The 13,892-nt window shown below is 71.3% G+C and carries 11 protein-coding genes and 5 tRNA genes; 14 read left to right on the forward strand and 2 right to left on the reverse strand.

The genetic code is table 11. The annotated features are described in order from the left end of the window. Positions 1-5: 5 nt before the first annotated feature. A complete protein-coding gene (locus ACFZP7_RS24705) occupies positions 6-3,896 on the reverse strand; it encodes a nitrate- and nitrite sensing domain-containing protein (RefSeq protein ID WP_385635757.1) in 3,891 nt (1,296 codons plus the stop codon). 602 nt (positions 3,897-4,498) lie between these two features. On the opposite strand from ACFZP7_RS24705, the gene ACFZP7_RS24710 reads away from it, so the two are divergent. The 10 genes from ACFZP7_RS24710 to ACFZP7_RS24755 all read left to right on the forward strand — a co-directional run bounded on the left by ACFZP7_RS24710 (position 4,499) and on the right by ACFZP7_RS24755 (position 9,398). Then, a complete protein-coding gene (locus tag ACFZP7_RS24710) occupies positions 4,499-4,687 on the forward strand; it encodes a hypothetical protein (RefSeq protein WP_030971546.1) in 189 nt (62 codons plus the stop codon). Between the two features lie 168 nt (positions 4,688-4,855). After that, positions 4,856-5,632, forward strand: coding sequence for a fumarylacetoacetate hydrolase family protein (locus tag ACFZP7_RS24715; protein WP_019328732.1), 777 nt, complete (start codon positions 4,856-4,858; stop codon positions 5,630-5,632). Next, complete coding sequence (gltX, locus tag ACFZP7_RS24720; RefSeq protein ID WP_385635759.1) at positions 5,625-7,109, forward strand: glutamate--tRNA ligase; 1,485 nt, start codon at positions 5,625-5,627, stop codon at positions 7,107-7,109. The genes ACFZP7_RS24715 and gltX overlap by 8 nt, the downstream gene beginning before the upstream one ends. A 102-nt stretch (positions 7,110-7,211) precedes the next feature. Further along, complete coding sequence (locus tag ACFZP7_RS24725; protein WP_385635761.1) at positions 7,212-7,946, forward strand: HAD family hydrolase; 735 nt, start codon at positions 7,212-7,214, stop codon at positions 7,944-7,946. A gap of 93 nt (positions 7,947-8,039) precedes the next feature. After that, positions 8,040-8,111 (forward strand) — tRNA-Gln (locus ACFZP7_RS24730). 39 nt (positions 8,112-8,150) lie between these two features. Further along, positions 8,151-8,223, forward strand: a tRNA-Glu gene (locus ACFZP7_RS24735). A 62-nt stretch (positions 8,224-8,285) separates the two neighbouring features. Further along, positions 8,286-8,358 (forward strand) — tRNA-Glu (locus ACFZP7_RS24740). A gap of 20 nt (positions 8,359-8,378) precedes the next feature. Further along, positions 8,379-8,450 (forward strand) — tRNA-Gln (locus ACFZP7_RS24745). A gap of 43 nt (positions 8,451-8,493) precedes the next feature. After that, positions 8,494-8,566, forward strand: a tRNA-Glu gene (locus ACFZP7_RS24750). Positions 8,567-8,903: 337 nt separating this feature from the next. Further along, the gene (locus tag ACFZP7_RS24755; RefSeq protein ID WP_030971550.1) at positions 8,904-9,398 is read left to right on the forward strand and encodes a DUF4188 domain-containing protein; all 495 of its coding nucleotides are present in this window, start codon (positions 8,904-8,906) and stop codon (positions 9,396-9,398) included. A 165-nt stretch (positions 9,399-9,563) separates the two neighbouring features. Here the strand turns inward: ACFZP7_RS24755 and ndgR are convergent, their stop codons facing one another. Further along, complete coding sequence (gene ndgR, locus ACFZP7_RS24760) at positions 9,564-10,280, reverse strand: IclR family transcriptional regulator NdgR (protein ID WP_010984119.1); 717 nt, start codon at positions 10,278-10,280, stop codon at positions 9,564-9,566. A 197-nt stretch (positions 10,281-10,477) separates the two neighbouring features. On the opposite strand from ndgR, the gene leuC reads away from it, so the two are divergent. The 4 genes from leuC to ACFZP7_RS24780 all read left to right on the forward strand — a co-directional run bounded on the left by leuC (position 10,478) and on the right by ACFZP7_RS24780 (position 13,811). Beyond that, positions 10,478-11,908 carry a 3-isopropylmalate dehydratase large subunit gene (gene leuC, locus ACFZP7_RS24765; RefSeq protein WP_030971553.1) on the forward strand — a complete coding sequence of 477 codons (1,431 nt, stop codon included), beginning with the start codon at positions 10,478-10,480 and terminating at the stop codon, positions 11,906-11,908. Between the two features lie 5 nt (positions 11,909-11,913). Beyond that, complete coding sequence (gene leuD, locus ACFZP7_RS24770) at positions 11,914-12,507, forward strand: 3-isopropylmalate dehydratase small subunit (protein ID WP_030971555.1); 594 nt, start codon at positions 11,914-11,916, stop codon at positions 12,505-12,507. A 276-nt stretch (positions 12,508-12,783) separates the two neighbouring features. Continuing rightward, the gene (locus tag ACFZP7_RS24775; RefSeq protein WP_029394056.1) at positions 12,784-13,014 is read left to right on the forward strand and encodes a hypothetical protein; all 231 of its coding nucleotides are present in this window, start codon (positions 12,784-12,786) and stop codon (positions 13,012-13,014) included. A gap of 137 nt (positions 13,015-13,151) precedes the next feature. Further along, positions 13,152-13,811, forward strand: coding sequence for an HU family DNA-binding protein (locus tag ACFZP7_RS24780; RefSeq protein ID WP_019328739.1), 660 nt, complete (start codon positions 13,152-13,154; stop codon positions 13,809-13,811). Positions 13,812-13,892: the final 81 nt, after the last annotated feature.

Below are 13,892 nucleotides of genomic sequence, written 5' to 3' on the forward strand. Positions count from 1 at the left end.
CTCAACTAACGCTCCTGCTGGTGAGTGGGCCGCGGGTAGCTGCCGGTCTGGTTGGTACCGGCCTGACGGCCCTGTGCGATTCCCCGACGGAGATTGGTCAGCCGGCCGCGCACGTCGTCGGGCGCGCGCGAGACCTGCGGACCGTTCTGGTGGGACTGCTGCTGAGCCGTGCCCGGGACGAGGTTGGCCCGGGGGACCCGGCGCGGCAGGCCGGAGGTGGTGACCCCGCCTGCCGCGGGCTGCCGGACGCGCTCGGCCTGTCGGACGAGGTCGTCGTTGGGCGAGCTGCGCCAGGCGGAGGCGGCGGGCCGCTGGGGCGCCGCCGGGGTCTGGGGCTGGGAGGCCTGGGGCTCCGGGGCCGCGGTGGGGGCGTCCTGCTGGGCCCTCGCCTCACGGTCGCCGTGGAACCAGTTGGTCTCCAGCGTGTCGTACAGCGGTGTGCGGCCGTCGCCCGGACCGGAGGCCGGAGGAAGCGCCCAGCCGTCGTTCGGCCGCTGGGCGGCCGTCCCGATCTGGGGCTCCTGGGCGGCGGGACGCTGCTGGGGAACGGGCGGCTGCGGGGCCGCGAAGCCGTTCGCGCCGTTCACCTGCGGAGACTCGAACTGACCGGTGGAGGCCGGGGACTGGCGCTCCGGCAGCCGGTGCTGCCCGGTGCCGCCGTCGTCGTACCCCTGGACGCCCGGGAAACCGCCGGTGGCGGCCGGGTCGTTCGGACCCGCCTGGCCGGCGTGCGGACCCGTCTGGCCGGGCTGCCCGCCGAAGACGTCCGAGCGGACGAAGCCACCGTTGTGCTGCGGCGCGGCCGGCTCGGGCCGCGCGAACCGGTCGCCGTGCGGTGCGCCGGCACCGTACTGGTCCTGCCCGAACGGGTCCTGCGGCTGCCGGCCGAACCCGCCGGTGTTCTGCGGGTCCTCCCGGCGGGGGGCCGGGGCGTCGAAGTCCGGGCGGGCGAACTCGGCCGTGGCGCCGGGGCCCTGGGTCTCGCCGAGGGCGGGCACCGCCGGCATCTCCGTGGTCGAGCCGGGACCCTGCCGGTCGTCGTGGTGCGGGGCGCGGGCCGTACGGCCGCTGTCCGGCTCCTCGTGGCCGCGCGGGGCGTCCAGGGAGGCGCGCGGCACGGACGGCTGCGCGTTCTCGTCGCTCCAGCTGGGCGTGCGGGGCTGCGGGTTGCCGCCGGGCAGCTCGGCCCGCGGTCCGCCGCGCGGCGGCAGCTGCGGACGACGGCCCTGGTCGGCGTCGCCGTCACCGTTGCCGTTGCCCCGGCGCTTCCCGCGCTGCGGGGGCTGCGGGGGCTGCGCGGGTGCCGAGGGGCCGCGTCCGCCGCCGAACATGTCCTGACCCTGCGGAGCGTTGCCCTGCGAGGCGCCGCCCTGCGGCGCGTTCATGCCCGCGGCCTGCAGGCCCTGCGGTGCACCGGGTGCCTGTCCGGCACCGGCTCCGGCCGGGGCCTGCCGGTTCTGCCCGCCCGGTCCCGCGGGGGCCTGGGGTCCGCGCGCGCCGCCCGGCGCACCCGGACGGCCGCCCGCGTCGCGCCCGGGCAGTGCGGCCCGCGGTCCCTGCCCGGAGGCCAGCCGGCCGCCGCCCGGGGCACCGGCGCCGAGGGCACCGCCACCGCCGAAGGCACCGCCGCCCTGGCCGCCGCCGCGCCGGGCCGCCGCGACACCCGCGGCCGCCTGGGCCGCGGCCGGACCGCCGTTGCCGGCGCCCTGCTGGCCGGGCTTGGGCTGCGGCTTGCGGCCGCCCTGGGCGACGTCGACGGGCAGCATGACCAGCGCGGTCGTACCACCGGAGTCGGACGGACGCAGCTGGATGCGGATGCCGTGGCGCTGGGACAGACGGCCGACCACGAACAGGCCCATGCGGCGGGAGACGGAGACGTCCACGGTGGGCGGCGAGGCGAGCCGCTCGTTGATCGCGGCGAGGTCCTCGGGGGAGAGGCCGATGCCGGTGTCGTGGATCTCGATCAGCACCCGGCCGTCGGGCAGCGCGTGACCGGTGACCTTGACCTTGGTCTGCGGCGAGGAGAACGAGGTCGCGTTCTCCAGCAGCTCGGCGAGCAGGTGCACGAGGTCGTTGACCACCCGGCCGGCCACTTCGGTGGTCGGCACGGAGGCCAGCTCGATGCGCTCGTACTGCTCCACCTCGGAGGCGGCGGCACGGAGCACGTCGACCAGCGGGACCGGGCGGGTCCACCGGCGGCCGGGCTCCTCACCGGCGAGGACGAGGAGGTTCTCACCGTTACGGCGCATGCGCGTCGCGAGGTGGTCGAGCTTGAAGAGCGAGGACAGCTGGTCCGGGTCGGCCTCGCGGGACTCCAGTTCGGAGATGAGCGAGAGCTGACGCTGGATGAGGCCCTGGGAGCGGCGCGAGAGGTTGGTGAACATCGCGTTGACGTTGCCCCGCAGCAGGGCCTGCTCGGCGGCGAGGCGGACCGCCTCGCGGTGCACGTCGTCGAAGGCCGCGGCCACACGGCCGATCTCGTCCCGGGAGTGCACGCCGACCGACTCCACCGAGGTGTCGACGTCCTGCGGGTCGGTCTCGGAGAGCTGCTTGACCAGCTCGGGCAGGCGGTCCTGGGCGACCTTGGTCGCGGTGTCCTCCAGGCGGCGCAGCGAGCGGATCATGGAGCGGGCCACCACGAAGGCGCCGACCAGGGAGACACCGAGCACCAGCAGGATCACGACACCCGAGATGATCGCCTCGCGCTCGGACTCGCTGCGCAGCTCACGGGCCTGCTGCTCCATGTCCTCCAGCAGCTTCAGCTCGATGTTCTTCATCTGCTGGATCTTGGTGGAGGAGTCGTCCAGCCAGTCCTGGTAGGACCGCTTGTCCAGGCCGCCGAGGGCGTCCTTCTTGGCGAGTGCGCGGCCGGCGTAGGCGTCGGAGGACTCGATCACCGGGTTGCCCTCGGAGATCGGCTTGAGGAGTTCCTCGGCACCGTCGCCGTAGATGCTGGTGAAGCTGCGGATCTCGGACTTCTGGCTCTGCAGCGCGGACTCGGCGTAGAGCCGGTCGTTCTCCGCGAGGTCGGCCTTGTCGGTGGTGTTCGCGGGGAGCGCGGCGGCGAGCACGGCGCGCTGGATGGACGCGTACTCCTTGGCCGAGGAGAAGGAGGCCAGGGCGCGCGTGCGCTGGATCATCTCGGGGTTGCTGGTCGCCTCCGCCATGTCCTGCGAGAGGTCGAGCAGGTGGGTGATCAGGCGGTGGTAGGCCTCGACGGTCTGGGTCGAGTTGTCCTCGGCCTGGTAGGCGTTGCTCCGGATGCGCTCGAGGTCGTTCAGGTCGCCGGCGAGGCCGACCAGGCTGTCGCGGACGCCGACGAGGTTGCCGTCCTTGCTGGCGGCGTCGATCGCCTCGGAGCTGTCGAGGAAGTTCTTGCGGGCGCGGTCGGTCCGCTCGCGGTCGCCCTTGACGGTGATCGCGCCGGACGACGAACCGTGCGCCAGCGGACCGGCGGACTGGTCGCGCTCCTCCTGGAGCGCGGCGGCCAGCTCCGTGGCCTGCTTGGTCATCTCCGTCAGCAGCTTCATGTTGTCGAGCTGCTGGATGTCGTCCATCGACTGGCTGATGCGCATCGCGCCCAGCGAGGTGGCCGCGACCACCGGGAGGGCGAGCAGCGACACCAGGCGGGTCGAGATCCGCCAGTTGCGCAGGGCTATTCGCGGGCCCGGGCCGGTCGAGCCCTTGGCCGGCTTGGCGGGCGGCTGCTGGCCGGCCGCGGCGGAGGCCGCCCCCTGGCCGGGGCGTCCGGCGCCGTCCTTGCCGTCGCTCGGCTGCGCCTGGCCCGGGTTCTGGGCGTGCTGGGGCGAGGAGCTGACGGCCTTGGGGCCAGTCCCGCCGTGCTGCGGCTCCGGCTCCGCCGAAGCGCTGCCATCCCTCTTGAAACGTCCCTGCACTAGCGTCGCAACCTCTGGACCAGGCACCCGTCCGCGTCAACGGTCGGGCACGGTGTCGGCGTCATAGGGGCGCCCTGAATACGCCCCCGTGGTGGTCGTGAGTGACCGGCGCTGGTTCCCCCTTCTCGCCGCCGCTCGGCGCTGGTGTGCGCCCCCTGTGCACCGGCTCGATCCCGCAGCGGTCCGTGAGATTCCAGCACAGTGCCGGATCTCCAACAAGGCCCGTGGACCACGCCGTGACAGAGGTGACAGCACGTGAGGGGCGGATCACCGGACGTAGAAAATGATCACCCGCAAAACGGGCGTAAGCCCGCGATTCGCCGGACCGGGGAAGGTGTCCCAGTCGACATGATCAGGAGCGGAATGATGGCTTCAGGTGGGCAATGTCTGTTTCGTCTGGGTGGGGCACCAGCCTGAATTGACCGGTTTGACCCTTGATAAGTGAGCAAACTCACACGCTGATCATGGGCCTCGGTCAAGGAGGCGGGGAATCGCATGTTTAGCCTGACGCTTTACAGAGAAGGCAAAACCGACAACCCGCGCCCCCGCAGGGCTCCTTGCAGCCCCTCCGGCGCCCCGACACGACAGGGTTCCGTACAACCGTGAAGACGACGCTGATGTTCCACAAGATCGCCAACCCGCGACGCACGACGCTGGCCCACCTCGACGGCGCCGACGAACTGCAGACGCCGGAGCTGCCGGAGCACGCCGTCGAGCTCCCCACCCAGACGGCCAACCCCCGCCGCACGATCCTCATGGAGATCCCCGTCGGAGCCTCCGCCGCAGAGTAGTACGCCGGCCGGCCGCGGCACGTTCAGCCGGCCGCACGGAACACCAGGGCGCCCGCGCCGCGAACCGCCACCCCGAGAGGGAGGCGGTCATGCGCGAGGCGCCCCCGCCTTGCCGCGTTAGCCTGGAGCGTCAGACTCCAGCCAGCTCAGCGAGGGGCCAAGCAACCCGTGCGCATCGCCAGGTTCTCCATCGACGGGAACGTCGCCTTCGGCGCGGTCGAGGGCGACCAGCCGGACCAGCTCGTCCTCGACATCATCAAGGGCATCCCGTTCGCGGACTTCGAGCTCTCCGGCACCAAGGTGCCCCTGAGCAAGGTGCGGCTGCTGCCGCCGGTCCTGCCCAACAAGGTCGTCGCCTTCGGCCGCAACTACGCCGAGCACGCCCGGGAACTCGGCAACGAGGTGCCCGACGCCCCGTTCGCCTTCTTCAAGCCGTCCACCTCGGTCATCGGCCCCGGCGACGCCATCCAGTACCCCTCCTTCTCCGAGGAACTGCACCACGAGGCCGAGCTCGCCGTCGTCATCGGCCGCATGTGCCGCGAGGTGCCGCGCGAGCGCGTCAAGGACGTGATCTTCGGCTACACCTGCGCCAACGACGTCACCGCCCGTGACGTGCAGCGCCGCGAGAAGCAGTGGGCCAGGGCCAAGGGCTTCGACTCCTCCTGCCCGCTGGGCCCCTGGGTCGAGACCGACCTGGACCCGGCCGACCTCACGATTCAGCTGACGGTCAACGGCGGACAGCGCCAGCTCGGCCGCACCAGCGAGATGATCCACTCCATCGAGGACCTGATCGTCAACATCTCCGAGGCCATGACGCTGCTCCCCGGCGACGTGATCCTCACGGGCACCCCGGCTGGGGTCGGCCCCCTCAACGTCGGCGACGAGGTCGCCGTCACCATCGAAGGCATCGGCACTCTCACCAACAAGGTTGTCAAGCGTGGCTAGCGCACCCGGCTCCCCCGTACGCGTCCGTTTCTGTCCGTCCCCCACCGGCAACCCCCACGTGGGTCTGGTCCGCACCGCCCTGTTCAACTGGGCGTTCGCCCGGCACCACCAGGGCACGCTGGTCTTCCGCATCGAGGACACCGACGCGGCCCGCGACTCGGAGGAGTCGTACCAGCAGCTCCTGGACTCGATGCGCTGGCTGGGCTTCGACTGGGACGAGGGCCCCGAGGTCGGCGGCCCGCACGCGCCGTACCGCCAGTCGCAGCGCATGGACGTCTACCGGGACGTCGCCCAGAAGCTCCTGGACGCCGGCCACGCCTACCGCTGCTACTGCTCCCAGGAGGAGCTGGACACCCGCCGCGAGGCCGCCCGCGCCGCCGGCAAGCCCTCGGGCTACGACGGCCACTGCCGCGACCTGAGTGACGCGCAGGTCGAGGAGTACACGGCGCAGGGCCGCGAGCCCATCGTCCGCTTCCGGATGCCCGACGAGGCGATCACCTTCACGGACCTGGTCCGCGGCGAGATCACCTACCTCCCGGAGAACGTCCCGGACTACGGCATCGTCCGCGCCAACGGCGCCCCGCTCTACACGCTGGTCAACCCGGTCGACGACGCCCTGATGGAGATCACCCACGTCCTGCGCGGCGAGGACCTGCTCTCCTCCACCCCCCGCCAGATCGCCCTCTACAAGGCGCTGATCGAGCTGGGCGTCGCCAAGGAGACCCCCGCCTTCGGCCACCTGCCGTACGTCATGGGCGAGGGCAACAAGAAGCTCTCCAAGCGCGACCCGCAGTCGAGCCTGAACCTCTACCGCGAGCGCGGCTTCCTCCCCGAGGGCCTGCTCAACTACCTCTCCCTGCTCGGCTGGTCGCTCTCCGCCGACCAGGACATCTTCACGATCGAGGAGATGGTCGCGGCCTTCGACGTCACCGACGTCCAGCCCAACCCGGCCCGCTTCGACCTGAAGAAGTGCGAGGCGATCAACGCCGACCACATCCGCATGCTCGAGGTGAAGGACTTCACCGAGCGCTGCCGCCCCTGGCTGAAGGCCCCCGTCGCCCCCTGGGCGCCGGAGGACTTCGACGAGGCGAAGTGGCAGGCGATCGCGCCGCACGCGCAGACCCGCCTGAAGGTCCTCTCCGAGATCACCGACAACGTCGACTTCCTGTTCCTGCCGGAGCCGGTCTTCGACGAGGCCAGCTGGACCAAGGCGATGAAGGAGGGCTCGGACGCCCTGCTGCGCACCGCCCGCGAGAAGCTGGACGCGGCCGACTGGACCTCCCCCGAGTCCCTGAAGGAGGCCGTCCTGGCCGCCGGCGAGGCCCACGGCCTCAAGCTCGGCAAGGCCCAGGCCCCCGTCCGCGTCGCCGTCACCGGCCGCACGGTCGGCCTGCCCCTCTTCGAGTCCCTGGAGGTCCTGGGCAAGGAGAAGGCGCTGACCCGCATCGACGCGGCCCTGGCGCGGCTCGCGGCCTGACCGCGCACCGCACCCGCGCCCCAGGGGCGGCTCCCGGACTTCCGGGGCCGCCCCTTCGCCGTACTCCGGACACGACGGGCCCGGCGGCGCTACCGTCGGATCATGAGCATCCGCGCCGTGGTCTGGGATGTGGACGACACCCTCTTCGACTACACCACCGCCGACCGCGAGGGCATGCGCGCCCACCTGATCGCCGAGGGGCTCCTCGCCGGGTACGGGACGGCCGAGGAGGCGCTGGTGCGCTGGCGGCAGATCACCGACCAGCAGTGGGCGCGCTTCTCGGCCGGCGAAGTCGACTTCGTCACACAGCGCCGCGACCGCACCCGGGTCTTCCTCGGCCGCCCCGAGCTGACCGACGCCGAGGCCGACGACTGGTTCCAGCGCTACGTCACGCACTACGAGGCCGCCTGGTCCCTCTTCCCCGACGTCCTGCCGGTCCTGGACGCCCTCGCCGGCACCCACCGGCACGCCGTGCTCTCCAATTCCAGCCTCACCGTCCAGGACCGCAAGCTGCGCGTCCTCGGCGTGCACGACCGATTCGAGGCCATCCTGTGCGCCGCCGAGCTGGGCATCTCCAAGCCGGAGCCCGGCGCCTTCCTCGCCGCCTGCGACGCCCTGGGCCTCGCCCCGCACGAGACCGCCTACGTCGGGGACCACCCGGAGATCGACGGCCGGGGGGCCGCCGACGCCGGGCTGCTGTCGGTGTGGGTCGACCGCGGCGGCGCGTACGCGACCCTCGACCCGCCCGCCGGACCGCGCCGCATCGCGTCCCTGTCCGAACTCCCGGCGATCCTCGGTGCCGATACTCGTTTTGGAGCCCCGTCCACCTTCAGGTAATGTTCTTCCTGCGCCGCCGGGGAGCGGGCCGAAAGGTCCGGGAACCGAAAGCGCGAAACTAGAACAAGATCCCCCCAGGGGCTTGCGTTCCAGTGGCCTATGGTGTAATTGGCAGCACGACTGATTCTGGTTCAGTTAGTCTTGGTTCGAGTCCAGGTAGGCCAGCTCGCAGAGCTTATCTGCGCCGCGGAGATGATCCGCAAAGCCCCCGTTGTGTAGCGGCCTAGCACGCTGCCCTCTCAAGGCAGTAGCGCCGGTTCGAATCCGGTCGGGGGTACAGATCCTTCCCGCGGGGACGGTCAGGGTAGCTCCCGCCGACCCCGATGCAGGATCGCTAGGGCCCCCGTTGTGTAGCGGCCTAGCACGCCGCCCTCTCAAGGCGGTAGCGCCGGTTCGAATCCGGTCGGGGGTACTGACTGGTCTAAACCACATTGGTCTATGGTGTAATTGGCAGCACGACTGATTCTGGTTCAGTTAGTCTTGGTTCGAGTCCAGGTAGACCAGCTCGGACCTGCGGCGATGCAGTTTCCACGCTCGCAGGATCCACGCCCCCGTTGTGTAGCGGCCTAGCACGCCGCCCTCTCAAGGCGGTAGCGCCGGTTCGAATCCGGTCGGGGGTACATCGAGAAGGCCCTCCGCTTCGGCGGAGGGCCTTCGTCGTGTCCGTCGGCGGTCCACTCGAAGCCGTGCACCGGCCGGCGCGGGTAAGAGGTCGTCCAGGTCCGGGGCGGCGGTGCGACGCGCCAACTCCGCGTACGGCGCGAGCCGGTCGGCGCCCCCGTCACAGCCGGCGCCCAGGCGCCTCGTCGTACTCCGCGGTGGAGACACCGCTGCGGTTGCTCAGTTGAGCGAGTCGCATGTCTTGCGCCCTTCATGGGGGAGCGGCACTGTCCAAGCATGGCTGACACGGGGAACACGGAGAGCACGGAGAACGCGGGGAAACGGACGGGCCGCACGATGCGGCTCACGACCGCGGACGCTCGGGGGGACGTCGTCGTCCTGCTGATCGGGATGCGGATCAACAGGTTCTGGGCGGTGCACCACTGGCTGCCCGTGATGCTGGCGATGTTCCGGATGCTGGCGGAACTGAAGAGGGACCCGGGACGGGGGCTGCTGTCGCGGGTGCTGCTCACGGCCTCCCCGCGGACGTACTACCTCGTCCAGTACTGGGAGTCGAAGGAGAAGCTGTACGCGTACGCGAGCGCGGCGGACGCGTTCCACCGCGTCGTGTGGGCGCGGGTCAACCGGATGGACCGGGGCGGCAGGGTGCGCGGTCATGTCGGCATCTGGCACGAGGCGTACGTCGTGCCGGAGGGGTCGTACGAGGCGATCTACGGGGACATGCCGGCGTTCGGGCTGGCGGACGCGCACGGTCAGGTGCCGTTGGAGGCCCGGGGGCGGTACGCGAAGGACCGGTTCGCCCACCGGTCGAAGGGGGAGAAGGCCGCCTGAACGGGCCGTGCCGTCGGCCGATCGCGGGGCAGGGCCCGGGGGGCGGGGAGCCGCATGCCGGCGGCGTCCCGTCCACGGGGTGTTTCCGCACGCCCGGCCCCCACCGGGAAGAGCCCGCCGCGGCGTTGAGGCGGGCCCTTCTGGGGTCGCGTGCCCGGGTGGCGGTCAGCCCGTGCGGCGCAGGGCCTCGGAGAGGCGGCCGGCGGCGTCGATGACCGCCTGGGCGTGCATGCGGCCCGGGTGGCGGGTCAGGCGCTCGATGGGGCCGGAGACGGAGACGGCGGCCACCACGCGGTTGGAGGGGCCCCGCACGGGCGCGGAGACGGACGCGACGCCCGGCTCGCGCTCGCCGATGGACTGGGCCCAGCCGCGGCGCCGCACGCCGGACAGGGCCGTCGCCGTGAAGCGGGCGCCCTGGAGGCCGCGGTGGAGGCGCTCGGGCTCCTCCCAGGCCATGAGGATCTGCGCCGAGGAACCGGCCTTCATCGTGAGCGTGGAGCCGACCGGGACCGTGTCCCTGAGGCCCGACAGGCGCTCGGCCGCGGCGACGCAGATGCGCATGTCGCCCTGGCGGCGGTAGAGCTGGGCGCTCTCGCCCGTCACGTCACGCAGGTGGGTGAGGACCGGGCCCGCCGTGGCGAGCAGGCGGTCCTCGCCGGCCGCCGCGGCCAGCTCGGCCAGGCGCGGGCCGAGAATGAAACGGCCCTGCATGTCACGCGCCACCATGCGGTGGTGTTCCAGCGCCACGGCCAGGCGGTGGGCCGTGGGTCGTGCCAGTCCGGTCGCCGCGACCAGTCCCGCGAGGGTGGCCGGGCCGGACTCCAGAGCGCTCAGGACGAGGGCCGCCTTGTCCAGAACGCCGACGCCGCTACTGTTGTCCATGCAACGATACTCCCGTCTCACTCTGTGAAACGCAAGTTCAATTTTCCGTGGAACCCGCCACTCTTGGTGGCAGGAAGTCACAGCGGCCCGTGACCAAAGGGCCTGGTGGCGGTCGCCCGGAAACACAGGGGTGCGGGCGCCGCTTCCCCAAGATCTCTAGTTGGGCCGTCGCGTTGCCGTCGGCCGGAGGGAAAGCGATGGGTAGGACACTCGCGGAGAAGGTCTGGGACGACCACGTCGTCCGGCGCGCCGAGGGCGAGCCCGACCTCCTCTTCATCGATCTGCACCTGCTGCACGAGGTGACCAGCCCCCAGGCCTTCGACGGCCTCCGCAAGAGCGGCCGCCCCGTGCGCCGGCTCGACCTGACCATCGCCACCGAGGACCACAACACCCCGACCCTCGACATCGACAAGCCCATCGCGGACCCGGTCTCCCGGGCCCAGCTGGAGACGCTGCGCAAGAACTGCGCGGACTTCGGCGTCCGGCTGCACCCGCTGGGCGACGTCGAGCAGGGCGTCGTGCACGTGGTCGGCCCGCAGCTGGGCCTGACCCAGCCCGGCACCACCGTGGTCTGCGGCGACTCGCACACCTCCACGCACGGCGCCTTCGGCGCGCTGGCGTTCGGCATCGGCACCTCCCAGGTCGAGCACGTGCTGGCCACCCAGACGCTGCCCATGGCCCGCCCGAAGACCATGGCGATCACCGTCAACGGCGAACTGCCCGAGGGCGTCACGGCCAAGGACCTGATCCTCGCGATCATCGCCAGGATCGGCACCGGCGGCGGCCAGGGCTACATCCTGGAGTACCGGGGCGAGGCCATCGAGAAGCTCTCGATGGAGGCCCGCATGACCATCTGCAACATGTCCATCGAGGCCGGCGCCCGGGCGGGCATGATCGCCCCCGACGAGACCACCTTCGCCTACCTCCGGGGTCGCCCGCACGCCCCCGAGGGCGCCGACTGGGACGCGGCGGTGGAGTACTGGAAGACGCTGCGTACCGACGACGACGCCGAGTTCGACGCCGAGGTCGTCATCGAGGCCGCCGAGCTGTCGCCGTTCGTCACCTGGGGCACCAACCCGGGCCAGGGCGCGCCGCTGTCCGCCGCCGTCCCCGACCCGGCTTCGTACGAAGACGCCTCGGAGCGCTTCGCCGCCGAAAAGGCCCTGGAGTACATGGGGTTGGAGGCCGGCCAGCCGCTGCGCTCCATCAAGGTGGACACCGTCTTCGTAGGTTCCTGCACCAACGGCCGCATCGAGGACCTGCGCGCCGCCGCCGAGATCGTCAAGGACCGCAAAGTCGCCGACGGCGTACGCATGCTGGTCGTCCCCGGCTCGGCGCGGGTGGGTCTGCAGGCCGTTTCCGAGGGCCTGGACGTGGTCTTCAAGGAGGCCGGCGCCGAATGGCGGCACGCGGGCTGCTCGATGTGCCTGGGCATGAACCCGGACCAGCTGGCCCCGGGTGAGCGCTCCGCGTCCACCTCCAACCGCAACTTCGAGGGACGGCAGGGCAAGGGCGGCCGCACCCACCTGGTGTCGCCGCAGGTCGCGGCCGCGACGGCCGTGCTGGGCCATCTGGCCTCCCCGGCCGACCTGTCCGCCGCCGACGTCCCCACGCCCGCTGGAGTCTGAGAGTCATGGAAGCATTCACCACCCACACCGGCCGGGCCGTCCCGCTGCGCCGCTCCAACGTCGACACCGACCAGATCATCCCCGCCCACTGGCTCAAGAAGGTGACGCGGGACGGGTTCGAGGACGGGCTGTTCGAGGCCTGGCGCAAGGACCCGGAGTTCGTGCTCAACCGGCCCGAGCGCGAGGGCGCCACGGTCCTGGTCGCCGGCCCCGACTTCGGCACCGGCTCCTCCCGTGAGCACGCCGTCTGGGCGCTGCAGAACTACGGCTTCAAGGCCGTGATCTCCTCCCGCTTCGCCGACATCTTCCGCGGCAACTCGCTGAAGAACGGGCTGCTCACGGTGGTCCTGGACCAGAAGATCGTCGACGCGCTGTGGGAGCTGTCGGAGAGCGACCCGCAGGCCGAGGTCACGGTCGACCTGGAGGCCCGCGAGGTGCGCGCGCAGGGCATCACCGCCTCCTTCGAGCTGGACGAGAACTCCCGTTGGCGGCTGCTGAACGGGCTGGACGACATCTCGATCACCCTCCAGAACGAGGCGGACATCGCCGCGTACGAGGCGAAGCGCCCGTCGTTCAAGCCGCAGACCCTCCAGGTCTGACACCGGAGCCTCCTCCGAGGCCCCGGCAAGGTCGAGTTTCGGCCACCCGACACCCCGGCTGTACCCCCGATCGGCCCGATCGGGGGTACAGCCTTTTCTGCGTCCGCAGGACGGTGGCTCTCACGGCCCGGACGGTCAACGTCCCACGTTAGAGGCGTGGTTGGCGGGGTACCGGTGTCGTGGAGGCGCGTCTTCCGGGTGGGTTCGAAAGGCCGGTCGAGGCGGCAGTTGCCCCCTGCGCAGGCGACAACTCGCCCCAGATGGCACAATCTGTGCATGGAACACGACGGCCAACTCCAGCTCTATGCGGCGGTCGCGTCCCGGCTCAAGGAAGCGCACACAAGAGTGCGCGCACTGCAAGTCCCGGAGGGCGTACGGATGGCGCTGACCCGGAAGCTGCTGGTCATTACGGCCGCGGCCAAACACGATCTCGCCGGTGCGGAACGGCGCCTGGAGCGGTTCAACGCGGACCTCGACGAGGGTCGGTTCCCCGAAGAGGACGGCTGAGCAGGCCGGGGCGGCCCGAGTCCGTTGCGGCACAAGGGTGATTAGCCCGTTTCGTGTTTGATTTGCGGTATATATCTGCCTAACGTGCGAAAAAGCTTGAACACATTCGTTCTGGCGATGTCTCCGAAGGGGAAGACGTGAACAAGGCGCAGCTCGTAGAAGCGATTGCCGACAAGCTGGGCGGTCGCCAGCAGGCCGCCGACGCCGTCGACGCGGTCCTGGACGCCCTGGTCCGCGCGGTGGTCGCGGGCGACCGGGTCTCGGTCACCGGATTCGGTTCCTTCGAGAAGGTCGACCGCCCGGCCCGTTACGCCCGCAACCCCCAGACGGGCGAGCGGGTTCGGGTCAAGAAGACGTCCGTGCCGCGCTTCCGCGCGGGCCAGGGCTTCAAGGACCTGGTGAGCGGCTCGAAGAAGCTCCCGAAGAACGACATCGCGGTCAAGAAGGCCCCGAAGGGCAGCCTCTCCGGCCCGCCGCCCACCATTTCCAAGGCCGCGGGCAAGAAGGCCGCCGCCAAGAAGGCCACGGGCGCCGCGAAGAAGACCACGGGCGCGGCCAAGAAGACGACCGCGGCGGCGAAGAAGACGACCGCGAAGAAGACCACCGGGGCGGCGAAGACCACGGCGGCGGCGAAGAAGGCCCCCGCCAAGAAGTCCACCGCCAAGACCACGGCGGCGGCGAAGAAGACCACGGCCAAGAAGGCCCCCGCGAAGAAGGCGACGGCGACGAAGGCCCCGGCCAAGAAGTCGACCGCCCGCAAGACCACCGCCAAGAAGGCCACCGCCCGCAAGAAGTAGCGGCACCGCACGAAGCGGCGGCATCACGGAACGCAGCGGCACGCGGCAGGTCGCAGGGCACTCACGCGCCGGGCCGGACTC

Origin of the sequence: Streptomyces sp. SudanB5_2050 (genome assembly GCF_964272335.1) — a bacterium.
GTDB lineage: Bacteria > Actinomycetota > Actinomycetes > Streptomycetales > Streptomycetaceae > Streptomyces > Streptomyces rochei.

Coding starts and splice junctions, on each gene's coding strand:
- leuD (WP_030971555.1), top strand. CDS start 11,914: ATGGAAGCATTCACCACCCACACCGGCCGGGCCGTCCCGCTGCGCCGC.
- leuC (WP_030971553.1), top strand. CDS start 10,478: ATGGGTAGGACACTCGCGGAGAAGGTCTGGGACGACCACGTCGTCCGG.
- ACFZP7_RS24725 (WP_385635761.1), top strand. CDS start 7,212: ATGAGCATCCGCGCCGTGGTCTGGGATGTGGACGACACCCTCTTCGAC.
- ACFZP7_RS24775 (WP_029394056.1), top strand. CDS start 12,784: ATGGAACACGACGGCCAACTCCAGCTCTATGCGGCGGTCGCGTCCCGG.
- ndgR (WP_010984119.1), bottom strand. CDS start 10,280: ATGGACAACAGTAGCGGCGTCGGCGTTCTGGACAAGGCGGCCCTCGTC.
- ACFZP7_RS24755 (WP_030971550.1), top strand. CDS start 8,904: ATGCGGCTCACGACCGCGGACGCTCGGGGGGACGTCGTCGTCCTGCTG.